We start from the raw sequence: 22,515 nt of genomic DNA on the forward strand, positions 1-22,515 counted from the left end.
ACGGAAATTACTCTCCGTCGACCGGCCCCGGACCGGACCGTCTCGGAAGCCCGAGCGCTCAGACGCGCGGCTTCTCGCGCATCTCGTACGTCGCGATGACGTCGTCGATCTTGATGTCGTTGAAGTTGCCGAGGTTGATACCGCCCTCGAACCCTTCGCGGATCTCGGTGACGTCGTCCTTGAAGCGACGCAGCCCCTCGATGTTGAGGTTCTCCGCGATGACCTTGCCGTCGCGCAGGAGCCTCGCCTTGGTGTTGCGCTTGACCTCGCCGGAGCGGATGAGCACACCCGCGATGTTGCCCAGCTTGGACGAGCGGAAGACCTCGCGGATCTCCGCCGTGCCGAGCTCGACTTCCTCGTACTCCGGCTTGAGCATGCCCTTGAGGGCCGCCTCGATCTCCTCGATCGCCTGGTAGATGACCGAGTAGTAGCGGACGTCCACGCCCTCGCGCTCCGCCATCTGCTGGGCACGTCCGGCAGCGCGGACGTTGAAGCCGATGACGATCGCGTCCGAGCCCATCGCCAGGTCGATGTCGGACTCCGTGACCGCACCGACGCCGCGGTGCAGGACCCGGATGTCGACCTCTTCGCCGACGTCCAGCTGGAGCAGGGAGGACTCCAGGGCCTCGACGGAACCAGAGGCGTCACCCTTGATGATCAGGTTCAGCTGCTGGACCTCGCCGGCCTTGAGCACCTTGTCCAGGTCCTCCAGCGACACACGGCGCGTGCGCTTCGCGAAGGCCGCGTTGCGCTCGCGCGCCGCACGCTTCTCCGCGATCTGACGGGCCGTACGGTCCTCGTCGACGACGAGGAAGTTGTCGCCCGCACCCGGGACGTTGGTGAGGCCCAGGACCTGCACCGGCGTCGACGGGCCGGCCTCGGCCACGCTGTTGCCGTTGTCGTCGTGCATCGCCCGGACCCGGCCGTACGCGTCGCCGACCACCATGGTGTCGCCGACCCGCAGCGTGCCGCGCTGGACGAGGACCGTCGACACGGCACCGCGGCCGCGGTCGAGACGGGACTCGATCGAGATGCCCTGCGCGTCCTGGTTCGGGTTGGCCCGCAGGTCGAGCGAGGCGTCGGCCGTGAGGATCACGGCCTCCAGCAGGGAGTCGATGTGCAGACCCTGCTTGGCGGAGATGTCGACGAACATCGTCTCGCCGCCGTACTCCTCGGCCACCAGGCCGTACTCGGTCAGCTGACCGCGCACCTTGGTCGGGTCCGCGCCCTCGACGTCGATCTTGTTGACCGCGACGACGATCGGGACCTCGGCCGCCTTGGCGTGGTTGAGCGCCTCGACCGTCTGCGGCATGACGCCGTCGTTGGCCGCGACGACCAGGATCGCGATGTCCGTCGACCGAGCACCACGGGCACGCATGGCGGTGAACGCCTCGTGACCGGGGGTGTCGATGAAGGTGATCTTGCGCTCTTCTTCGTTGACCTCGGTCGCGACCTGGTAGGCACCGATGTGCTGGGTGATGCCGCCGGCCTCGCCCGCGATGACGTTCGTCTTGCGGATGGCGTCGAGGAGCCGGGTCTTACCGTGGTCGACGTGACCCATGACGGTGACGACCGGCGGGCGGACCATCAGGTCCTCCTCGTCGCCCTCGTCCTCGCCGAACTCGATGTCGAAGGACTCGAGGAGCTCGCGGTCCTCCTCCTCGGGGCTGACGATCTGAACCGTGTAGTTCATCTCGTCGGCGAGGAGCTGCAGCGTCTCGTCGGAGACGGACTGCGTGGCCGTGACCATCTCGCCGAGGTTCATCATGACCGCGACGAGCGACGCCGGGTTGGCGTTGATCTTCTCCGCGAAGTCGGTGAGCGAGGCACCGCGCGACAGGCGAACGGTCTCGCCGTTGCCGCGAGGCAGCATCACACCGCCGACCGACGGGGCCTGCATGGCCTCGTACTCCTGACGGCGCTGCCGCTTCGACTTGCGGCCACGACGCGCCGGACCCCCGGGACGGCCGAAGGCACCCTGCGTGCCACCACGGCCACCGGGACCGCCGGGACGACCACCGAAGCCGGGACGGCCACCGCCGCCGGGACCACCGGGACGACCGGCGAAACCGCCACCGCCGCCACCGGGACCACCGGGACGACCGGCGAAACCGCCACCGCCGCCACCGGGACGACCGGCGAAACCGCCGCCACCCGGGCGACCGCCGCCGCCACCGGGACGACCGCCGCCACCGGGACCACGGCCGCCGGGGCCACCGCCACCGGGACGCGGGCCGGCAGCCGGACGCTGCGGCATCATGCCGGGGTTGGGACGCGGGCCGCCGGGACCGCCGCCGGGACGCGGACCGCCGCCCTGCGGGCGGGGCATGCCGCCCGGGGTCGGACGCGCGCCGCCCGGAGCCTGCGGACGAGGACCGCCGCCGGCACCCTGCGGACGGGGACCGCCCTGGCCCTGGCCCTGCGGACGCGGGGCGCCGCCGGGGCCACCGGGGCCGCCGGGACGCGGGGCACCGCCCGGACGGGGCGCCTGCGGGCGCGCCATGCCGGTGGAACCACCAGAGGTGAACGGGTTGTTGCCCGGACGGGGACCCGCCGGACGGGCACCGGGACGCGGGGCGCCGCCACCCGGACGCGAGGCGCCGGAACGGTCGCCCCGGTCACCACGGTCACCACGACCCTGGCCGCCCTGGCCGGAACCACCCGGACGCGGAGCGCCGGGACGCGGGGCCTGGCCGGACGGACGCGGGGCGCCCGGACGCGGGCCGGAGCCCTGGGAGCCGGAGCCCTGGGAGCCGGAGCCCTGGGATGAGGCCGGCGCGGCGGGAGCCGACGGCGGTGCCGTGAACTCGGGCGTGGTCGGAGCCGGGGACGCCGGGGCGGGCCGCGGCGCGGGCTTCGGGCCCGGGGTGGGACGGGGGCCGGGAGTGGCCGGCGCGGCGGGAGCCGCGGGCTTCTCGGCGGCTGCCGGCTTGGGGGCCGGCGGGCGCGGGGCGGCCGGACGGGCAGCCTGCGCCGGAGAGGGGGCGCCCGGCTTCGCCGGGGCAGCCTTGCGGGCGGGGGCGGACTTGCCGCCTCCGTTGCCCTGCTGGAGGGCGTCCGTCAGTTTGCGTACAACGGGCGCTTCGATGGTCGAAGACGCCGAACGGACGAATTCACCGAGTTCCTGGAGCTTGGCCATGACGACCTTGCTCTCGACGCCGAACTCCTTGGCGAGTTCGTAGACCCGGACCTTAGCCACTTCGCTCCTTTGAGGTCCGGGTTGCGTCCGGACCGTCGCTAGTTCATGGGCGTACTCATCGCGTACTCATCGAGTGCTCATCGCAATCTCGACCTGCTTTCGACTCGCGAGGTACCTAGCCGCACGGGGTTCCGTACGGCACGTCTTACCGTGTTGCCTGCTCGGCAACTGTCGTCTGCTCGACGTATCGGCGCAACGCCTTTGTGTCGAGCGCTCCCGGGGCGCGCAGTGCCCTCGTGAACGCCCGACGGCGTACCGCCTGGTCGAGACAGACCAGGGCGGGGTGAACGTACGCACCCCGGCCGGGCAGCGTACCGCGTGGATCAGGGACGCATGCATCCTTGATCGCTACGATCCGCAACAGTTCGGCCTTGGCCGCTCGCTCCCGACACCCCACACAAGTGCGTTCAGGGCATGCGCGGGCTCGCGTCCGGCCAGACACTGCTAAGTCTACCTCCCCGTACGCTCCTCACCCCTTTGGGGCAGGATTCGAACAGTTGCCGCGCGGGAACCTGTCGTGATCTGAACGGCACGCGGCTTGGATCTATTCCCCGGAGTCGTTCCCGGCCGGCTCCGTGTCCGGGCGGATGTCGATCCGCCAGCCGGTCAGCCGGGCCGCGAGGCGGGCGTTCTGCCCCTCCTTGCCGATGGCCAGGGAGAGCTGGTAGTCCGGCACGGTCACCCGGGCCGACCGGGTCGCCATGTCCACGATCTCCACCTTGGAGACCCGGGCCGGGGACAGCGCGTTCGCCACCATCTCGGCCGGGTCGTCCGACCAGTCGACGATGTCGATCTTCTCACCGTTCAGCTCGCCCATCACGTTGCGCACCCGGCCGCCCATGGGGCCGATGCAGGCGCCCTTGGCGTTCAGACCGGACCGGGTGGACCGTACGGCGATCTTCGTGCGGTGACCGGCCTCACGGGCGATCGCGGAGATCTCCACCGACCCGTCGGCGATCTCCGGCACCTCCAGGGCGAAAAGCTTCTTCACCAGGTTGGGGTGCGTGCGGGAGAGCGTCACGGACGGGCCGCGGACGCCCTTGGCCACCCGGACGACGTACGACCGCAGCCGCATGCCGTGCGGGTAGGTCTCCCCCGGCACCTGCTCCTGCACCGGCAGGATGGCCTCGAGCCTGCCGATGTCGACGAGTACGTTCTTCGGGTCGCGGCCCTGCTGGACCACGCCGGTGACGATGTCGCCCTCACGGCCGGCGTACTCGCCGAGCGTCGCGTCGTCCTCGGCGTCGCGCAGGCGCTGCAGGATGACCTGCTTGGCCGTGGTGGCGGCGATACGGCCGAAGCCGGACGGGGTGTCGTCGAACTCGCGGGGCTCCTGGCCCTCCTCGAGGTCGTCGGGGTCCTCCTTCGCCCACACGGTCACGTGACCGGTCTCCCGGTTGAGCTCCACGCGCGCGTGGCGGCGGCTTCCCTCGGTGCGGTGGTAGGCGATGAGGAGGGCCGACTCGATCGCCTCGACCAGCAGGTCGAAGGAGATCTCCTTCTCCCGAACCAAGCCCCGCAGGGCACTCATGTCGATGTCCACGGCTACGCCTCCTCTTCCTTCTTGTCCTTGCGGCTGAACTCGACCTGGACGCGCGCCCGGACGATGTCGTCGAAGGCGAGTCTGCGCGATGTGGCCTTGCGGCCCTTGACCCCGGGCACCTCGGTGTCGACGCCCTCGTCGTCGACCTTGAGGATCCGGGCGACCAGCTCGCCGCCCTCGGCCAGCTGGAACCTCACCAGCCGGTCCGTGGCGCGGACGTAGTGCCGGTGTTCCGTGAGGAGGCGCTCCGCGCCCGGGGTGCCGACCTCGAGGGTGTACTCCCCCTCGCCCATCGCGTCCGTCTCGTCGAGCTTCGCCGAGAGCGCGCGGCTCACATCGGCGATCTGGTCCAGGTCCGCACCGGTGTCCGAGTCGACGACGACGCGCAGCACACGCTTCCGGCCGACGGAGTCCACTTCGATCTCTTCGAGATCCAGTCCCTGAGAGCTGACGAGCGGTTCCAGTAGTTCCCGCAGCCTCTCGCTCTGGGTGGTGCTCATCCGGGTGACTCCTCGGCCGCGTGTGCTGTTGTGGGTTGGGGCGCGTGTCTGGTCAAAGGGTATCCGGTCGCAGGGAGTGTTGCCGTCCACCCGGTGACGAACGGTGCCGCTGAGTGGTCCCGGGCGAGGGCCCGGGTACCGTGATCACGGGCGTGCAGCCCTGGAAGTCGCTTCCTTCTCGAATGTTTCTCGAAACGAGCCCCCCGAGGACGTCTGACGTGCCGTTCCCCTCATCCCCGCGCGCCCGCTCGGGGCCGCGCAGAAGGAGCCTGCTCGCCGTCGGCTCGACGGCCCTCGTCCTGGCGGGCTGCACCGCCGGCTCCGAGGACCGGGCCGACCCGGGCGACGGCCCGTCGGCCGCCGAACGCAGGGCACGCGCGCGTGCGGCACGGGACAGCGAGGAGCTGGTGGAGCGGTACGACGCGGTGATCGCCGCCCGGCCGGCCCTCGCGGAGCGGCTGCGTCCGCTGCGGGAGGAGGCCGTCCGGCACGCGCAGGCGTTCGGCGGCGGCCGGAAGGCGTCCCCGTCGGGATCGCCCTCCTCCGCGCCCGTGGTGCCGGAGAGCGACAAGGACGCCCTGGCCGCGCTCGCGACGGCGGAGCGGGGGCTCGCCGACCGGCGGACGAAGGAGCTGCTCGGGGCGCCGGGCGAGCTGGCGCGGCTGCTCGCCTCGGTGGCGGCGGCCGGGGCGGCGCACGTGTACCTGCTGACGGAGGGGAAGGCGTGAGCGAGGAGAAGGACCGGGAGCTGCGGGCCCTCCAGGCGGCACTGGCGGCCGAGCACGCCGTGGTCTACGGCTACGGCCTGGTCGGCGGGCGGATCGGCGAGGGGCAGCGCGCCGAGGCCCGGACGGCGTACGACGCGCACCGGACGCGACGGGACGCGCTGGTGCGCGAGGTGAAGGACCTGGGCGGCAAGCCGGTGGCCGCGGCCGCCGGGTACGCGCTGCCGTTCCAGGTGCCGGACGCGGCGGCGGCCGTGCGGCTCGCCGCCGAGCTGGAGGACCGGGTGGCCGGGGTGTACGCGGATCTCGTGCGGGCGGCGGGCGGCGGGCGGCGGGCCCTGGCCGCCGAGGCGCTGCGGGAGGCGGCGGTGCGGGCGGTGCGCTGGCGCGGCGAGAGCGTAGCCTTCCCTGGGCTCGCCGAGCGGGCCGGCACGGCCCCGCCCTCGGCGGCGCCGACGGCGTGACCCCGCGCGGGGCACGCACCGCGGACAGCACGAAGGGAACGACTCGCGCATGGTTTTCGAACCGCCGACGCGTCTGGTCAGGGCGCTCGGTGAGACGGCACCGGACGGTGACGACTGGCTGGAGAAGCTGCCCGAGGCGGCGCAGCAGGCCGTCGCGCTACGCGAGTTGACCGTGGAACGGGTTCAGGTGCCCGGCGGGCGCAGCAGCCTGGTGGTGCTGGTGCGGACGGCCGACGGGACGCCCGCGGTGCTGAAGCTGGCGCCGGGCCGGGCCCGCCCGGGGGCGGAGCGGGCCGCGCTCGCGCACTGGGCCGGACGGGGTGCCGTGCACCTGCTCGAACCTCCCCCGGACTCTCGGCTTCACGCCGGCGGGGAGGCCCCCCCACCGGCCGAGGGGGTGCTGCTGCTGGAGCGGCTGCATCCGGACGTGTCGGTGCGGTCGCTGCCGGAGGCGAAGGCGCTGCTGGAGGCGGCGGGGACGCTGCGGCGGCTGTGGGTCGAGCCGCCCGCCGGCTTCCCCTTCGAGACCGTCGCCGAGCGGACCGGGCGGCAGGCGGAGGCGATGCGGGCGCGTGCGCGGGCCGCTCCCGAGGTGGCCCCCCTGGTCGAGGTGGCGCTCGAGGCACGCGCGGAGCTGCTGGCCGCGCCGCCCGAACACCGGCTGCTGCACGGCACGTTCCGGCAGAGCAAGGTGCTCGCCGGGGAGCGGATGCCGTGGCTGGCCGTGGGACCCGACCCGGTGGTCGGCGAGTGCGCGTTCGATCTGGCCCGGCTGGTCCGCGACCGGGTGGAGGACCTGATCGCGCAGCCGTCCGGCGCGGCCACGACCCGGCGCCGGGTGAAGCGGCTGGCCGAGTCGCTGGACGTCGACCAGGAGCGGCTGCGCGGCTGGACGCTGTTCCGGGCCGTGGAGTCGGGCGTGCGGGCGGGACGGGTGGGACGGCCCCGGGACGCGGAGCTGCTGCTGGAGTTCGCCGGCTGGCTGTGAGCGCCCCGGCCGACCGGGGCGCTCACACCGCCTCGGGCCCTACGCGGTGAGGCGGGCGACGGCCTCCTCGACCGTCAGTTCCTCGCGCTCGCCGGTACGGCGGTCCTTCAGTTCGACCACACCGTCGGCCGCGTGCCGTCCGGCCACCAGAATCTGCGGTACGCCGATCAGCTCGGAGTCCGTGAACTTGACGCCCGGGGAGACGCCGGGGCGGTCGTCGACCAGGACGCGGACGCCGGCCGCGGCCAGCTTCCCGGAGATGTCGAGGGCGAGTTCGGTCTGCAGGGCCTTGCCGGCGGCGACCACGTGGACGTCGGCCGGGGCGACCTCCCGGGGCCAGCACAGGCCCTTGTCGTCGCCGGTCTGCTCGGCCAGAGCGGCCACCGCGCGGGAGACGCCGACGCCGTAGGAGCCCATGGTGACGCGGACCGGCTTGCCGTTCTGGCCGAGGACGTCGAGCTTGAGGGCGTCGGTGTACTTGCGGCCCAGCTGGAAGATGTGGCCGATCTCGATGGCGCGGTCGAGGACGAGGCCGGTGCCGCACGTCGGGCAGGGGTCGCCCTCCCGCACGACCACGACGTCGACGTAACGGTCGACCTCGAAGTCCCGGCCCGCGACGACGTTCTTCGTGTGCGTGCCGGCCTTGTTGGCGCCGGTGATCCAGGCCGTGCCGGGAGCCACGCGCGGGTCGGCGAGGTACGCGACCTTGTCCAGGCCCCGCGGTCCGACGTAGCCGCGGACCAGGTCGGGCCGGGCCGTGAAGTCCGTCTCGGTGACGAGCTCGACGACGGCCGGGGCGAAGTGCGCCTCGACCTTGCCCATGTCGACCTCGCGGTCCCCGGGGACGCCGACGGCGACGATCTCGCCGTCGACCTTCACCAGGAGGTTCTTCAGCGTGGCCGAGGCCGGGACGCCGAGGGAGGCGGCGAGGGTCTCGATGGTCGGGGTGTCGGGGGTCGGGATGTCCTCGGCGGCCGGGACGCCGGCGGCGTCGACGGGCTTCAGCTCGTACGTGATCGCCTCGGTGTTGGCGGCGAAGTCGCAGTTCGGGCAGTCGGCGAAGGTGTCCTCGCCGGCCTCGGCCGGGGCCAGGAACTCCTCGGACTTGGAGCCGCCCATCGCGCCGGCGGTCGCGGCGCAGATGCGGTAGTCGAGGCCGAGGCGCGCGAAGATCCTCTGGTAGGCCTCGCGGTGCAGGGCGTAGGACCGGGCGAGGCCCTCGTCCTCGGTGTCGAAGGAGTAGGAGTCCTTCATCAGGAACTCGCGGCCGCGCAGGATGCCCGCGCGGGGCCGGGCCTCGTCGCGGTACTTGTTCTGGATCTGGTAGAGGATCACCGGCAGGTCCTTGTAGGAGGACGCCTGGTCCTTCACCAGGAGGGTGAAGATCTCCTCGTGGGTGGGGCCGAGGAGGTAGTCGCCGCCCTTGCGGTCCTGGAGGCGGAACAACTCGGGGCCGTACTCGTCCCAGCGGCCGGTGGCCTCGTAGGGCTCACGGGGCAGGATGGCGGGGAGCAGCACCTCCTGGGCGCCGATGGCGTCCATCTCCTCGCGGACGATGCGCTCCACGTTGGCCAGGACCCGCTTGCCGAGCGGCAGCCAGCTCCAGATTCCGGCGGCGGTGCGGCGCACGTACCCGGCGCGCATGAGGAGCTTGTGGCTGAGGACCTCGGCGTCCGCCGGGTCGTCGCGCAACGTCTTCGCCATCAACTGTGACATGCGCTGGACCGGTGCGTTCGCCATGGTTCCTCTGCTCCTGCTGCTGGGGGTCCCCCCGCTCGAGCGGAGCCGAGAGTGGGGGAAGGTGATGGCAGGAGGTTAGCCGGGGGGCGCGCGGCGGTGGAAATCGGTTAAGGGGTCCTTTCACTATGAGCGACCTGATCGGACGCTCATAGTGAAAGGACCCTAAGGCTCTTCTGGTGGATCTCCGCGGGAGGAGGAGCGGCGTCCGGTGCGTGCCGCGGCACCAGCCGCTAGCCGCGGCGCAGCGGCAGGGGGGCGCCCATCACGGCGTACGGCTTCGGTGCGCTCGGGAAGAGGACCTGGCGGGCCAGGTCCTGGTAGCCGAGGGAGCGGTAGAGGGCACGGGCGGGGCTGTCGGTGTCGATCGCGGAGAGGATCGAGCGGGGTTCGGCGGCTCCGTCGGTGATGGTGGTGATCAGGGAGCGTCCGATGCCGCGGTTCTGGTAGGCGGGGTGGACGTGCAGTTCGGTGATCACGAAGGAGTCGTCGAGCCAGTGGTCGTGGCCCTGGGCGCGGAGGTAGGGCTCGACGACGGTGGACCACCAGTGGGTGCGGTCGTTGGGCATGCCGTAGACGAAACCCACGAGGCGTTCGGTGGTGCTGGCGCCCAGGGCCCTGGCGCCCGGGTAGGTCATGTGGCGCAGGACGATCTGGCGGCGGACGGCGACTTCGTCGGGACCCAGGCCGAAGGCCACGGCCTGGACGGCCAAGGCCTCGTCTACGTGCGAGGAGAGGTCGAGGGGGCCGATCACCAGGTCCATGGCGGGGAGCCTACAGGGGGGTGCGTGTTGTCAGAACAGCACGCTCATGAAGGCGCCGACCTCTTGGAAACCCACCCGCTGGTACGCCTTGCGGGCCGCCGTGTTGAAGTCGTTGACGTAGAGACTGACGACCGGGGCGACGTCGGCCAGGGCGTAGCGGAGGACCGCCGCCATGCCGGGGGCCGCCATACCGGTCCCCCGGTACTCGGGGGCCACCCATACGCCCTGGATCTGGCAGGCCCGGTCCGTCGCGGCGCCGATCTCCGCCTTGAAGGCGACCTTGCCGTCCGCGTCGAAGCGGGCGAAGGCGCGGCCCGAGCCGACGAGTTCGGCGACGCGGGCCTGGTAGAGGAGGCCGCCGTCGCCGGTCAGCGGGGAGACACCGACCTCCTCGGTGAACATGGCCACGCACGCCGGCATGATCGTCTCCATCTCGTCCTTGCGGACGCGGCGGACGTAGGGGTCCGGGGTGACGTCGGCCGCCGGGCGGTCGGTGACCATGAGCGGCTGGTGGCGGCGGACCTCGCGGGCCGGGCCCCAGTGGGGCTCCAGCAGCCGCCACAGGTCGGCGGTGGCACCGGCGGGGCCGACGATGGAGGAGCAGCGGCGGCCGGCCCGGCGGGCCCGGTCGGCGAAGGCGCGGACGGCACGCGGGCCGGCGCAGATCGGGACCAGGTTGGCCCCGGCGTAGCAGAGGGAGGTCAGGATGCCGTCCTCGTACCAGCCCCACATCTCTCCGCCGAGCCGCCAGGGGTCGAGGCCGGCGATCTGCACCCGGGACGCCACGAAGGCGTTCGCCACCGGCTCGCGGTCGAGTACGGCGAGCGCGGCGTCCAGGTCGCTCGGTTCGAGGACCCGTGAGGTGGTCTGCGTCAACACGTGCGGGGCCTCACACACTGGGGCGGCTGATCCCCGCACTATAGCTGCGCTGCTGGGGCGGGGCGCCTGGGAGCTCGGGAGGAAGGGTTCGCCGGCGGGTGGGTCTGCTGTGGCTGGTCCCGCCCACGCGGCGGAGCCGCATGTCGACGACAGCCCCGCGCCCCTGAAAAGACAGGGGCGCGGTTCGGCCGACGAGTCCGGACGACTCAGCCCGCTACCGCCACCGACGGTTCGCCGGAGGCGACGCCGTCCTTCTCCATCTGCTCGGCCAGCTTCATGGCCTCTTCGATGAGGGTCTCCACGATCTTGGACTCGGGGACGGTCTTGATGACCTCTCCCTTGACGAAGATCTGGCCCTTGCCGTTGCCGGAGGCGACGCCGAGGTCGGCCTCGCGGGCTTCGCCGGGGCCGTTGACGACGCAGCCCATGACCGCGACGCGCAGCGGGACGTCCATGCCGGTCAGACCCGCCGTGACCTCCTCGGCCAGCTTGTAGACATCGACCTGGGCGCGGCCGCAGGACGGGCAGGAGACGATCTCCAGACCGCGCTGCTTGAGGTTGAGCGACTCCAGGATCTGGTTGCCGACCTTGACCTCCTCGACCGGCGGGGCCGACAGGGAGACGCGGATCGTGTCGCCGATGCCCTGGGAGAGGAGCGCGCCGAAGGCCACGGCCGACTTGATGGTGCCCTGGAATGCGGGGCCCGCCTCGGTGACGCCGAGGTGGAGCGGGTAGTCGCACTGGGCGGCGAGCTGCTTGTAGGCCTCGATCATCACGACCGGGTCGTTGTGCTTGACGGAGATCTTGATGTCGCGGAAGTCGTGCTCCTCGAAGAGGGACGCCTCCCACAGGGCCGACTCGACCAGGGCCTCGGGGGTCGCCTTGCCGTACTTCTGCAGGAGGCGCTTGTCGAGGGAGCCCGCGTTGACGCCGATACGGATCGGGGTGCCGTGGTCCCGGGCCGCCTTGGCGATCTCCTTGACCTTGTCGTCGAACTGCTTGATGTTGCCGGGGTTGACGCGGACCGCCGCGCAGCCGGCCTCGATCGCGGCGAAGACGTACTTCGGCTGGAAGTGGATGTCGGCGATGACCGGGAGCTGCGACTTGCGGGCGATGGTGGCGAGGGCGTCGGCGTCGTCCTGGGTCGGGCAGGCGACGCGGACGATCTGGCAGCCGGAGGCGGTGAGTTCGGCGATCTGCTGGAGGGTGGCGCCGATGTCGGACGTACGCGTCGTGGTCATCGACTGCACCGAGACCGGGGCGTCCCCGCCGACGGCCACGGACCCGACCTGGATCTGGCGGCTCTTCCGGCGCTCGGCGAGCTTGGTCGGAACGGACGGCATGCCGAGAGAAATCGCAGTCATCTGCTGTGCAACCCCAAGTCGTGGATCAAGGTCCGGTCCCGTGAGCAGCGGGCTCCGAGCTTCGAGATTACGGCACATGGCTTGGCGCGGGCACATCCCGCTCGGGTTGCCACCCGATGGGAGGCGGCCCGCCACACACCGTGCCGGGCCGCCGCGAACTCCGTGTGACTAGGAGATTCTCACCGGGTTAACCACGTCGGCGATCAGGACCAGGATCGTGAAGCAGATGAAGATCCCGGCGACCACGTATGCGACGGGCATGAGCTTCGCCACGTCGAAGGGGCCCGGGTCCGGCCGGCGCAGCACCTTGGCCGTGTTGCGGCGCAGGGACTCCCACAGGGCGCCCGCGATGTGGCCGCCGTCGAGCGGCAGCAGCGGGAGCATGTTGAACAGGAACAGGGAGAGGTTGAAGCCGGCGACCAGCATGAGGGCCATGGCCAGCTGCTGGGTCGGCGGGATGTCGAGCGTGAAGATCTCGCCGCCGACGCGGGCCGCGCCGACCACGCCCATCGGGGAGTCCGCCTCGCGCTCGGCGCCGTCGAAGGCCGCGTTCCACAGGGCCGGGATCTTGCCGGGGAGGGCGGCCAGGGCGTCGACGGCGTCGACGAGCCGGTCGCCCATCCAGGTCACGGAGTCGCCGAAGTCCTGCTTGACGACGCCGGTGGCGGCGCTGAAGCCGAGGAAGCCGGCCTGGACGTACTGGCCCTCGACGATCTGGCCGCTCGAGTCCTTCTTGGCGACCTGGTTGGTGGCGATCTCCGCGTGCAGGGTGACGTCCTGGCCCTTGCGCTCGACGACGATCGGCACCTCCTTGCCGGGGGTGGCGCGGATGAGGTCGGACAGCTCGTTCCAGTCGTCGGTCCGGACGCCGTCGAAGGAGACGATCTTGTCGCCCGCCTTGAGGCCCGCCGCCGCGGCCGGGGCGGCCGGGTCGCCCTTCTCGCACTTGTCGCGGTTCTCGCTCTGCGCGATGACGCACTGGGAGACGGAGCCGACCGTGGTGGTCTGCTGGGCGATGCCGAAGCCCATCAGGACGGTGAGGAACAGCGCCACCGCCAGGACCAGGTTCATGAAGGGGCCCGCGAACATGACGATCACGCGCTTCCAGGGGGCGCGCGTGTAGAACATGCGGTTCTCGTCGCCCGGCCTGAGTTCCTCGTACGCGGCGGTGCGGGCGTCCTCGATCATGCCGCGCCACGGGGAGGTGGAGCGGGCCTCCATCCGGCCGTCGGGGCCGGGCGGGAACATGCCGATCATGCGGATGTAGCCGCCGAACGGGATGGCCTTGACGCCGTACTCGGTCTCGCCCTTGTGGCGCGACCAGAGCGTGGGGCCGAAGCCGACCATGTACTGCGGCACGCGGATGCCGAAGAGCTTGGCGGTGGACAGATGCCCCAGCTCGTGCCACGCGATCGAGGCGAGGAGGCCGACCCCGAAGAGGACTATGCCGAGGATGAACATCAGGGTCGTCATGCACGGGCCTCCGCCGTCTGTGCCGCAAGTTCCCGGGCCCGGGTCCGCGCCCAGGTCTCCGCTTCGAGGACGTCCGACACGGTGAGTGAGGTTCCCGTACGCGGGGTGCCGTGCTCCTCGACGACCCGGGTGACGGTCTCCATGATCCCGTTGAAGGGCAGTGCGCCCTGGCGGAACGCCTCCACGCACTCCTCGTTGGCCGCATTGAACACCGCCGGGGCGGTGCCGGCGAGCTCGCCGACGTGCCGGGCGAGGTTAACCGAGGGGAAGGCCTCGTTGTCGAGCGGGAAGAACTCCCAGGTCGACGCCTTGCTCCAGTCGAAGGTGGGCGCCGCGTCGGGCACGCGCTCGGGCCAGCCGAGGCCGATGGCGATGGGCCCGCGCATGTCGGGCGGGGTCGCCTGGGCCAGTGTCGATCCATCCGTGAACTCAACCATCGAGTGGACATACGACTGGGGATGCACGACGACCTCAATGCGGTCGAAGGGAATGTCGTAGAGGAGGTGCGCCTCGATGACCTCCAGGCCCTTGTTGACGAGGGTCGCGGAGTTGATCGTGATGACCGGGCCCATGGCCCAGGTGGGGTGCGCGAGGGCGTCCTCCACCGTCACGCCCGCCAGCTCGGCCTTCGTACGGCCGCGGAAGGGGCCGCCGGAGGCGGTGACGACCAGCTTGCGGACGTCGGCGCGGGTGCCGGCTGCCAGGGCCTGGAAGAGTGCGGCGTGCTCGGAGTCGACCGGGATGATCTGCCCGGGCTTTGCGAGGCCCTTGACCAGCGGGCCGCCCACGATGAGCGACTCCTTGTTGGCGAGCGCGAGGGTGCGGCCCGCCTCCAGGGCGGCCAGGGTCGGGGCGAGGCCGATGGAGCCGGTGATGCCGTTCAGGACGGTGTGGCAGTCGGACGCCGCCAGCCGGGTGGCCGCGTCCGGGCCGGCGAGGATCTCGGGGAGCGGGTCCGTGCCGTACCGCGCGGTGAGCGCCTCGCGCAGGGCGGGTACGACGTCCTCGCGGGCCACCGCGACCGTGCGCGCCCGCAGCCGGTGTGCCTGCTCGGCGAGCAGGGCGATCCGGCCGCCGTTGGCCGAGAGGCCGGTGACCCGGAACCGGTCGGGGTTGCGCAGCACGAGGTCGATGGCCTGGGTGCCGATGGACCCGGTGGACCCGAGGATCACCACGTCCTTCGGGCCGTCGCCCGCGACCGGGTCGTAGACGAGGTGCGGGTCGGCGAGGGGGGCTGGACTGTCGCTCATTCCTCCATTGTTGCCGTAAGGCTCGTGTGTGAGGACAGCGCATCCCCTTCATGGGGGCGCGCGCCGCATGGGTCCGCGCCCCCTGAGGACCGGGTCTACCGGATCGGCCGGTGGACGTTGTCCATCCTCGACGGGCCAGGGGTCGCGTCCGCGATCCAGGGGCCCTCGCCCGAGGGGTCGACGATGCCCTGCTCCAGCCACTCGTAGGTACCGGACAGGACGCCCTTGACGACTTTGCGGTCGAGGTCGTCGGTGTTGGTCCACAGGCGGGTGAAGAGCTCTTCGATCCGGATGCGGGACTGGCGGCAGAAGACGTCGGCGAGCTGGTAGGCCTCGCGGCCGTGGTCGCCCTGGCTGCGCAGGAGTTCGGCGCGCACGCAGGCCGCGCTCATGGCGAACAGCTCGGCGCCGATGTCGACGATCCGGCCGAGGAAGCCCTGCTTGGACTCCATGCGGCCCTGCCAGCGGGACATGGCGTAGAAGGTGGAGCGGGCGAGCTTGCGGGCGGTGCGCTCGACGTAGCGCAGGTGCCCGGAGAGGTCCACGCCGTGCTTGAACTCGCCGTAGGAGGTGGGGAGCCGGCCCGGGCCCGCGACCAGTTTGGGGAGCCACTTGGCGTAGAAGGCGCCCGCGTTCGCGCCCGCCTTCGCCTTGTCGCCGAGCGACTTCTCGGGGTCGATGAGGTCGCCGGCGACCGAGAGGTGGGTGTCGACGGCCTCGCGGGCGATGAGGAGATGCATGATCTCCGTCGAGCCCTCGAAGATGCGGTTGATGCGCAGGTCGCGCAGCACCTGCTCGGCGGGGACGCCGCGCTCGCCGCGGGCCCGCAGGGACTCGGCCGTCTCGAAGCCGCGGCCGCCGCGGATCTGGACGAGTTCGTCGGCCATCGTCCAGGCCATCTCGGAGGCGTAGAGCTTGGCGAGGGCGCCTTCGATGCGGATGTCGTTGCGGTCCTCGTCGGCCATCTGCGAGGCCAGGTCCGTCACGGCCTCCAGGGCGAAGGTGGTGGCCGCGATGAAGGAGATCTTGGAGCCGACCGCCTCGTGGTGCGCGATGGGCTTGCCCCACTGCTCGCGGGCCGCCGACCACTCGCGGGCGATCTTCAGGCACCACTTGCCGGCCGCCACACAGGACGCGGGCAGGGAGAGCCGCCCGGTGTTGAGGGTGGTCAGGGCGATCTTCAGGCCCTGGCCCTCCGCGCCGACCCGGTTGGCGGCGGGGACGCGGACCTGGTGGAAGCGGGTGACGCCGTTCTCGATGCCGCGCAGGCCCATGAAGGCGTTGCGGTTCTCGACGGTGACACCGGGCGCGTTGGTCTCCACGACGAAGGCGGTGATGCCGCCCTTGTGGCCCTCGCTCCTCGGCACCCGGGCCATGACGACCAGCAGGTCGGCGACGACGCCGTTGGTGGTCCACAGCTTCACGCCGTCGAGGACGTAGTCCTCCCCGTCGGGCACGGCCGTGGTGGCGAGGCGGGCCGGGTCGGACCCGACGTCGGGCTCGGTGAGCAGGAAGGCGCTGATGTCCGTGCGGGCACAGCGCGGCAGGAAGCGCTCCTTCTGTTCCTGCGTGCCGAACAGTTTGAGCGGCTGGGGCACGCCGATCGACTGGTGCGCGGAGAGCAGCACACCGATCGCGGGGCTGGCGGACCCGGCCAGGGAGAGCGCCTTGTTGTAGTACACCTGCGTGAGGCCGAGACCGCCGTACTTGGTGTCGATCTTCATGCCGAAGGCGCCCAGCTCCTTCAGCCCGTCGATCACCTCGTCGGGGATGCGGGCCTCGCGCTCGATGAGGGCCGCGTCGACCTTCGTCTCGACGAAGTCACGGAGCTTGGCGAGGAACTCCTCGCCGCGCTGGGCCGCCTCGCCGGCCGGCAGGGGGTGGGGGTGGATGAGGTCGAGCCGGAAGCGGCCGAGGAACAGCTCCTTGGCGAAGCTGGGCTTGCGCCAGTGCTGTTCCCGGGCGGCCTCCGCCACCTCGCGGGCCTCCCGCTCGGTGACGGCGGGACGGGAAGAGGGGGTGGTGGAAGCGGACATGAGGGCCACCTCGCCGCATATAGGAATGTTGAGGACCGTACGTTACCGATCGGCGCTACTGGATCGTTGGTACCCGAAACCGGACGCTCCCACCAGTCCTCGCGCGTCCGTTCAGCCGAAGGGGGCGGAGCCCGCACGGCCCTTGCCGCGCGCCTGACGACGGTGTTGCATCAGGGTGCCGGACAGGAGGCGACCCCGCCCCAGGCGCCACTCAGGGAAATAGGTATCGAAGCGCTTCGACAACCTATGGACACCCACTCGCGCTGGAGCTACTGTCGAACCACCCTCACCCGCCCCTATCCACAATGCGCACTGTCGAAGCGCTTCACAAAGCTTGGAGAGCTGGATGGTCACCCTCGCCGAGGTCGCCCAGCACGCCGGAGTCTCGGCGAGCACGGTGAGCTATGTCCTCAGCGGCAAGCGGTCCATCTCCGTGACCACCCGCCAGCGGGTCGAGCGGAGCATCCGCGAGCTCGGGTACCACCCGAACGCCGGGGCCCGCGCCCTGGCCAGCAGCAAGTCGAACATCATCGCGCTGATGATCCCGCTGCGCACGGACATGTACGTGCCCGTGATGATGGAGATCGCCATCGCGGTGGCGACCTCCGCGCGCACGCACGGGTACGACGTGCTGCTGCTCACCGGTGAGGAGGGCCCGGACGCGGTGCGCCGCGTCGCCGGGAGCGGGCTCGCCGACGGGATGATCCTAATGGACGTCGAACTCGACGACGAGCGGCTGCCGTTGCTGCGCGCGACAGACCAGCCGGCCGTGCTCATCGGGCTGCCCGCCGACACCGCCGGGCTGACCTGCGTCGACCTGGACTTCCGGGCGACGGGCGCGCTGTGCGTGGAGCACCTGGCGAAGCAGGGGCACCAGGACATCGCTGTCATCGGGGAGGCCCCGGCCGTCTACGAGCGGCACACCGGCTTCGCCGAGCGCACCCTCGACGGGCTCCGGTCCCGAGCCCGGGAGCTGGGCGTGCGGCTGCTGCACCGGCCGTGCGAGGGCGGGTACGACGCGATGGCCGTGACCCTCGCCCGGATCCTCGACGAACGCCCGGACACCTCGGGGATCATCGTGCAGAACGAGTCGGCGGTCGAACCGCTGCTCGCGCTGCTGCGGCAGCAGGGCCGGGCCGTGCCGGAGGACGTGTCGGTGGTCGCCATCTGCCCCGACCAGGTGGCGATGCAGGCCTCGGTGCGGCTCACGTCGGTCGCCATCCCCGCGCAGGAGATGGGCCGGCACGCCGTGGAACACCTGGTCGCCAAGTTCGAGGGGCGCGGCAGCGACGAGGTCGTGCTGATCGCGCCCGAGCTGACGGTACGCGGGAGCACGGGGCCGGCGCCGAGCCGGCCGTAGGCGGCCCCTGTTCGCCGCACCGCCCTGGACCACCGCTCTCCCAGCAAGACCGCTCTCCCACAACACCGCTTTCCCTGAAGCACCGCCCGCCCTCCTCTCAGGGCACCCCCTTGACCTCTGTCTGCACTCCTCCAGGAGCACAGGAGCACGCGTGAATCAGCCTGCTGAAGCCCAGCCCCAGGTGAGCCTGGCGCAGTCCTCCCCCACGGTCGGTACGTTCCGCGAGCGGGACGGCGCGCTGGAGTGGAGCGGCCGCCAGGAGACCGTCCGGATCGAGCCGTGGGGTCCGGACGCGGTCCGGGTGCGTGCCCGGCTCGGCGGCCCGGTCCTCGAAGGGCTCCCGGGCGCTCTGCTCGACGAGGCGCCCGCGACGCCGTCCACGGTGAAGATCGAGGACGGCAGCGGCCGGCTGACCGTCGGCGCGCTCACCGTGGAGGTCAACGCCGAGGGCCTGATCCGCTTCCTGCGCACCGAGGACGACGGCGAGATCCTCGCCGAGGACCGCGCCCACTTCTGGTGGCCCGGCCCGCGCCTCTACACGGCCGTCGGCAACGGCTACAGCCGCCTGGAGCAGCGCTTCGCCGCGTACGACGACGAGAAGCTGTACGGCCTCGGCCAGCACCAGCACGGGCGCCTGGACCAGAAGGGCCTGGTCCTGGACCTGGTCCAGCGCAACGCCGAGGTCGGCATTCCGGTGCTGACCTCCAGCCGCGGCTACACCCTGCTGTGGAACAACCCGGCGATCGGCCGCGTGGAGCTGGCGCACAACGGCACGCGGTGGGTCGCCGACTCGGCCCGGCAGATCGACTACTGGATCACCGCGGGCGATCCGGCCGCCGCCCAGCGCCGCTACAGCGCGGTGACCGGCCGGACGCCGATGCTGCCTGAGTGGGCGGCGGGCTTCTGGCAGTGCAAGCTGCGCTACCGCACCCAGGACGAACTCATGGCGGTGGCACGGGAGTACAAGCGGCGGGGCCTGCCCATCTCGGCGATCGTCTGCGACTTCTTCCACTGGACGCACCTCGGCGAGTGGAAGTTCGACCCGAAGGAGTGGCCGGACCCGGCGGCCATGGTGCGCGAGTTGGAGGAGCTCGGCATCAAGCTGGTGGTGAGCGTCTGGCCGTCGGTCTCGCCGCTGAGTGAGAACCACCCGGTCATGGAGCAGCGCGGCTATTTCATCGGCACCCAGTACGGCCCGATGGCGCACGCCGACTGGCCCGACAAGGAGGTCGCCTCCACGGTCCAGGTGGCCTTCTACGACGCCACCAACCCGGACGCCCGGGAGTTCGTGTGGTCGAAGGTGAAGGAGAACTACCTCGACCCGTACGGCATCACGGCGTTCTGGCTGGACGCCTGCGAGCCGGAGCTGAAGCCGGGGTTCCAGGAGAACCTGCGCTACTGGGCGGGACCGGGCCTGGAGGTCGGCAACATCTACCCGGCCGAGAACGCCCGTACGTTCTACGAGGGCCTCGTCGCCACCGGCGAGGAGGAGGTCGTCAGCCTCAACCGCTCGGCCTGGGCGGGCAGTCAGCGCTACGGCGCCGCCCTGTGGTCCGGTGACATCGGCACGGACTTCCCGACCCTGCGCCGCCAGATCGCGGCCGGCCTCAACACGGCCCTGTCGGGCATCCCCTGGTGGAACACCGACATCGGCGGCTTCCACGGCGGCGACCCGGACGACCCGGCGTACCGCGAGGTGATGGTCCGCTGGTTCCAGTTCGGTGCGCTGTCCCCGCTGATGCGCCTGCACGGCTTCCGCGACCCGGGCATGCCCCTGGGCCCGGAGATGACCGGCGGCCCGAACGAGGTGTGGTCCTACGGCGAGGAGGCCGGGGCCGTCCTGGAGAAGTACCTGCGGCTGCGCGAGCGGCTGAAGCCGTACGTGCTGGACGTCATGCGCGCGGCCCACGAGGAGGGCCTGCCGGTGATGCGGCCGCTGTTCCTGGAGTTCCCGGACGACCAGGCGGCCTGGGGCGTCGACGACTCCTACCTCTTCGGCCCGGACCTGCTGGTCGCCCCGGTGCTGACGGCCGGTGCCACGGCCCGGACGGTGTATCTGCCGGCGGGGGCCGAGTGGACGGACGCGTGGACGGGTGAGAGGTACGAGGGCGGGCAGGCCGTGACGGTCGACGCCCCGCTGGACCGCATCCCGCTGTTCCTGCGGGACGGGGCGCGGCTGCCTGTAGCGGAGTAGCCGTGCCGGAAGGGGTGGCCGGATCGATGGAGGTCTTCCGGCCACCCCTTCCACTGTTCGGCCGACTTGTGTCCACCGCACTCGATCTCGACGGGCTAGGTTTCCTGCGTGTCCTCGTCTCCACTCGCCCTCACCCTCGCCAATGCGCTGCTGCGGCCCGCCTTCGGCTCCCGCCGTGACCCCGGCCGGATCTTCGACCGCATCGTGGTGGAGACCGGGGAGGCGCCCGGTGACCGGGAGTTCGTCGACGACTTCCGGGCCCTGCTGGGCTGGTGGGCGAAGGCCGGGAACCTGACACCGGTCGGCTGGCAGGCCGCACAGACGCACGTCCGGCGGCACCTGGCCAACCGGGCCAGGGTGCGGCGGCTGATCGCCGAGCATCCGGAGATCGAGCAGGAGCCCATCGAGAAGCCGGTGTTCGTCGTGGGCCTGCCGCGCACCGCGACCACGGTCACGCACTCGGTGCTGTCGGTCTCGGACGGGCACCGGTGTCCCCTGCTGTGGGAACTGCTCGCTCCGGACCTGGAGTTGCCGCCCCGGCAGCGGCGCAGGGCGGTCACGGCCGGGCGCCGGATGGTGCAGGGCACGGACCTCTTCGCACCCCGCTTCCGCGACATCCACGCGATGGCCGCCGAGGGGCCCGAGGAGTGCACGTTCGCGCTCCCGCACGCCCTGATGCCGTTCTCCCAGACCCGTATCCCGGAGTACCTGGCCTGGCACTGCGAGCGGGACTTCACCGCCGACTACCGGTACCTCAAGCAGGTCTACCAGGTGCTCCAGTACGGCCGTCCGCGGCGGCGCTGGACGCTGAAGTCCCCGATGCACCTGGAGAACCTGGACGCGCTGCGCACGGTCTTCCCCGACGCGACGATCGTGTGGTGTCATCGCGACCCGGTCACCGTCGTGGCGTCCTTCTGCAGCCTGATCGAGCACGGCATGGCCGTCAGCACCCGCCCCGTCGACCTGCCGGGCATCGGCGCCACCTGGCTGGACCTGCTGAGCCGCGCCATGAACCGCGGCCTCGCGGCCCGGGCCGCCATCCCCGCGGAGCAGCTGGTCGACGCCCCGTACTCCTGGCTCGGCTCCGACCCCGCCACCGGCGCGCCGAAGCTCTACGCGGCCGTCGGCGCCCCCTGGACCGAGGCCGACGCGGCCCGTCTCCCGGCCGCTGTCGCCCGTCCCCGGGGCACCCGCAAGCACACCTACGACCTGTCCCGCTACGGCCTGTCCCGCACGGACGTCGAGTCGGCGTTCGCGGAGTACAACGCGCTGCGGGCCGAGGTCGACCGCGCCTGAACGGCACGGCCGGCCCCGGCGACCTGGATCAGCTGCTGCTGACCGTCAGGTTGTTGGTGGTGAAGTTCAGACCGCCGGACGACGAGGTGATCTCGTAGCCGAACTGCACGTCACCGATGGTCTCGTTGCCCATCCACTTCTTGGTGTCCTTGATCCACTTCAGGATGGGCAGCATGTTGACGCTGCCCGAGTTGGAGTCGGACGTCCGCAGGAACGAGAAGACCTCGTTGTGGCCGTTGCTGCCCTTGTAGACGTTCCACGTGTGGCCGCCGAGGGTGACCCTGCCCTGAGAGGTGCCGATCGGGCCGACGGCGCCGTTGTAGTTCATCCAGAGCATGATCTCGTAGTCGTAGTCGGTGTCCCAGATGTCGTACGACGTGTTGTACGCGCCGGACGACGGGACGCTGACGTTGTAGTTGCTGGTGAGCGAGGAGAGGGAGGTGATCGTCTTGTTGATCACCTTCTTGGAGTTGGGGTAGGACTTGATGCCGCCGGTGTTGGGGTGGTTGGCCCAGGTTCCCCAGTTGGTGCCGGAGTTGGCCCAGGTGCACTGGCTGCCGGCGCCGGAGCCCCAGATGTTGTTGTAGAGCGCGTAGCCGTTCAGGCTCGTGTTGCCCCACTGGTCGCAGGAGTTCCAGACGGCGGCGGAGGCGGGGGCGGAGGCGAGGCCGATGGTGGCCCCCAGCGCGAGGGCCGGGGCCAGCAGGACCTTGCTGATCCTGCTCAGTGTGCGTGTTGCCATG

18 protein-coding genes are annotated in these 22,515 nt (G+C 71.4%); 6 read left to right on the forward strand and 12 right to left on the reverse strand.

Translation table 11 applies throughout. The annotated features are described in order from the left end of the window. Nucleotides 1-58: 58 nt before the first annotated feature. The 4 genes from infB to rimP all read right to left on the reverse strand — a co-directional run bounded on the left by infB (nucleotide 59) and on the right by rimP (nucleotide 5,242). Nucleotides 59-3,199, reverse strand: coding sequence for a translation initiation factor IF-2 (gene infB, locus ACZ5TL_RS18600; RefSeq protein WP_468590957.1), 3,141 nt, complete (start codon nucleotides 3,197-3,199; stop codon nucleotides 59-61). 145 nt (nucleotides 3,200-3,344) lie between these two features. Continuing rightward, entirely contained in the window at nucleotides 3,345-3,641 is a 297-nt protein-coding gene (locus tag ACZ5TL_RS18605) for a YlxR family protein (protein ID WP_468590958.1), read from the reverse strand. Between the two features lie 102 nt (nucleotides 3,642-3,743). Beyond that, entirely contained in the window at nucleotides 3,744-4,742 is a 999-nt protein-coding gene (nusA, locus tag ACZ5TL_RS18610; RefSeq protein ID WP_468590959.1) for a transcription termination factor NusA, read from the reverse strand. A gap of 2 nt (nucleotides 4,743-4,744) precedes the next feature. Next, entirely contained in the window at nucleotides 4,745-5,242 is a 498-nt protein-coding gene (gene rimP / locus ACZ5TL_RS18615; protein ID WP_468590960.1) for a ribosome maturation factor RimP, read from the reverse strand. 218 nt (nucleotides 5,243-5,460) lie between these two features. On the opposite strand from rimP, the gene ACZ5TL_RS18620 reads away from it, so the two are divergent. Genes ACZ5TL_RS18620 through ACZ5TL_RS18630 form a run of 3 tightly spaced genes read left to right on the forward strand, consistent with a single transcriptional unit; the run spans nucleotide 5,461 to nucleotide 7,419 of the window. Next, a complete protein-coding gene (locus ACZ5TL_RS18620; RefSeq protein ID WP_468590961.1) occupies nucleotides 5,461-5,970 on the forward strand; it encodes a hypothetical protein in 510 nt (169 codons plus the stop codon). Beyond that, nucleotides 5,967-6,431, forward strand: a complete 465-nt coding sequence (locus ACZ5TL_RS18625) for a ferritin-like domain-containing protein (protein WP_468590962.1) — start codon at nucleotides 5,967-5,969, stop codon at nucleotides 6,429-6,431. Before ACZ5TL_RS18620 ends, ACZ5TL_RS18625 begins: the two co-directional genes overlap by 4 nt. A 49-nt stretch (nucleotides 6,432-6,480) precedes the next feature. After that, on the forward strand, nucleotides 6,481-7,419 hold the full coding sequence (locus tag ACZ5TL_RS18630) for an aminoglycoside phosphotransferase family protein (RefSeq protein WP_468590963.1): 939 nt from the start codon (nucleotides 6,481-6,483) through the stop codon (nucleotides 7,417-7,419). A gap of 39 nt (nucleotides 7,420-7,458) precedes the next feature. Here ACZ5TL_RS18630 and ACZ5TL_RS18635 read toward each other — a convergent pair whose 3' ends face one another. From ACZ5TL_RS18635 to ACZ5TL_RS18665, 7 genes are all read right to left on the reverse strand, one after another. Then, on the reverse strand, nucleotides 7,459-9,159 hold the full coding sequence (locus ACZ5TL_RS18635) for a proline--tRNA ligase (RefSeq protein ID WP_468590964.1): 1,701 nt from the start codon (nucleotides 9,157-9,159) through the stop codon (nucleotides 7,459-7,461). 230 nt (nucleotides 9,160-9,389) lie between these two features. After that, nucleotides 9,390-9,920, reverse strand: coding sequence for a GNAT family N-acetyltransferase (locus tag ACZ5TL_RS18640; protein WP_468590965.1), 531 nt, complete (start codon nucleotides 9,918-9,920; stop codon nucleotides 9,390-9,392). Between the two features lie 30 nt (nucleotides 9,921-9,950). After that, nucleotides 9,951-10,799, reverse strand: a complete 849-nt coding sequence (locus ACZ5TL_RS18645; RefSeq protein WP_468590966.1) for a GNAT family N-acetyltransferase — start codon at nucleotides 10,797-10,799, stop codon at nucleotides 9,951-9,953. 206 nt (nucleotides 10,800-11,005) lie between these two features. Continuing rightward, complete coding sequence (gene ispG, locus ACZ5TL_RS18650; protein WP_468590967.1) at nucleotides 11,006-12,163, reverse strand: flavodoxin-dependent (E)-4-hydroxy-3-methylbut-2-enyl-diphosphate synthase; 1,158 nt, start codon at nucleotides 12,161-12,163, stop codon at nucleotides 11,006-11,008. Between the two features lie 168 nt (nucleotides 12,164-12,331). Next, a complete protein-coding gene (locus tag ACZ5TL_RS18655; protein WP_468591228.1) occupies nucleotides 12,332-13,624 on the reverse strand; it encodes a M50 family metallopeptidase in 1,293 nt (430 codons plus the stop codon). An 8-nt stretch (nucleotides 13,625-13,632) separates the two neighbouring features. Next, on the reverse strand, nucleotides 13,633-14,886 hold the full coding sequence (gene dxr / locus ACZ5TL_RS18660) for a 1-deoxy-D-xylulose-5-phosphate reductoisomerase (protein WP_468590968.1): 1,254 nt from the start codon (nucleotides 14,884-14,886) through the stop codon (nucleotides 13,633-13,635). 95 nt (nucleotides 14,887-14,981) lie between these two features. Beyond that, entirely contained in the window at nucleotides 14,982-16,922 is a 1,941-nt protein-coding gene (locus tag ACZ5TL_RS18665) for an acyl-CoA dehydrogenase family protein (RefSeq protein WP_468590969.1), read from the reverse strand. 346 nt (nucleotides 16,923-17,268) lie between these two features. Between ACZ5TL_RS18665 and ACZ5TL_RS18670 the strand changes: the two genes are divergently transcribed. From ACZ5TL_RS18670 to ACZ5TL_RS18680, 3 genes are all read left to right on the forward strand, one after another. Further along, nucleotides 17,269-18,282, forward strand: coding sequence for a LacI family DNA-binding transcriptional regulator (locus ACZ5TL_RS18670; protein WP_468590970.1), 1,014 nt, complete (start codon nucleotides 17,269-17,271; stop codon nucleotides 18,280-18,282). A 151-nt stretch (nucleotides 18,283-18,433) separates the two neighbouring features. Further along, nucleotides 18,434-20,476, forward strand: a complete 2,043-nt coding sequence (locus ACZ5TL_RS18675; RefSeq protein WP_468590971.1) for a glycoside hydrolase family 31 protein — start codon at nucleotides 18,434-18,436, stop codon at nucleotides 20,474-20,476. Nucleotides 20,477-20,584: 108 nt separating this feature from the next. Further along, nucleotides 20,585-21,772, forward strand: a complete 1,188-nt coding sequence (locus ACZ5TL_RS18680; RefSeq protein WP_468590973.1) for a sulfotransferase family protein — start codon at nucleotides 20,585-20,587, stop codon at nucleotides 21,770-21,772. 28 nt (nucleotides 21,773-21,800) lie between these two features. Here the strand turns inward: ACZ5TL_RS18680 and ACZ5TL_RS18685 are convergent, their stop codons facing one another. Continuing rightward, nucleotides 21,801-22,514 carry a glycoside hydrolase family 12 protein gene (locus ACZ5TL_RS18685; protein WP_468590974.1) on the reverse strand — a complete coding sequence of 238 codons (714 nt, stop codon included), beginning with the start codon at nucleotides 22,512-22,514 and terminating at the stop codon, nucleotides 21,801-21,803. Nucleotide 22,515 lies beyond the last annotated feature (1 nt).

Source organism: Streptomyces sp. NPDC033136, assembly GCF_055578235.1.

What these genes read in the sequence shown, in the direction of transcription:
- rimP (WP_468590960.1), bottom strand. Translation starts at nt 5,242, where the DNA reads ATGAGCACCACCCAGAGCGAGAGGCTGCGGGAACTACTGGAACCGCTC.
- ACZ5TL_RS18630 (WP_468590963.1), top strand. Translation starts at nt 6,481, where the DNA reads ATGGTTTTCGAACCGCCGACGCGTCTGGTCAGGGCGCTCGGTGAGACG.
- ACZ5TL_RS18635 (WP_468590964.1), bottom strand. Translation starts at nt 9,159, where the DNA reads ATGGCGAACGCACCGGTCCAGCGCATGTCACAGTTGATGGCGAAGACG.
- ACZ5TL_RS18640 (WP_468590965.1), bottom strand. Translation starts at nt 9,920, where the DNA reads ATGGACCTGGTGATCGGCCCCCTCGACCTCTCCTCGCACGTAGACGAG.
- ispG (WP_468590967.1), bottom strand. Translation starts at nt 12,163, where the DNA reads ATGACTGCGATTTCTCTCGGCATGCCGTCCGTTCCGACCAAGCTCGCC.
- ACZ5TL_RS18655 (WP_468591228.1), bottom strand. Translation starts at nt 13,624, where the DNA reads ATGTTCATCCTCGGCATAGTCCTCTTCGGGGTCGGCCTCCTCGCCTCG.
- dxr (WP_468590968.1), bottom strand. Translation starts at nt 14,886, where the DNA reads ATGAGCGACAGTCCAGCCCCCCTCGCCGACCCGCACCTCGTCTACGAC.
- ACZ5TL_RS18665 (WP_468590969.1), bottom strand. Translation starts at nt 16,922, where the DNA reads ATGTCCGCTTCCACCACCCCCTCTTCCCGTCCCGCCGTCACCGAGCGG.
- ACZ5TL_RS18670 (WP_468590970.1), top strand. Translation starts at nt 17,269, where the DNA reads ATGGTCACCCTCGCCGAGGTCGCCCAGCACGCCGGAGTCTCGGCGAGC.
- ACZ5TL_RS18685 (WP_468590974.1), bottom strand. Translation starts at nt 22,514, where the DNA reads ATGGCAACACGCACACTGAGCAGGATCAGCAAGGTCCTGCTGGCCCCG.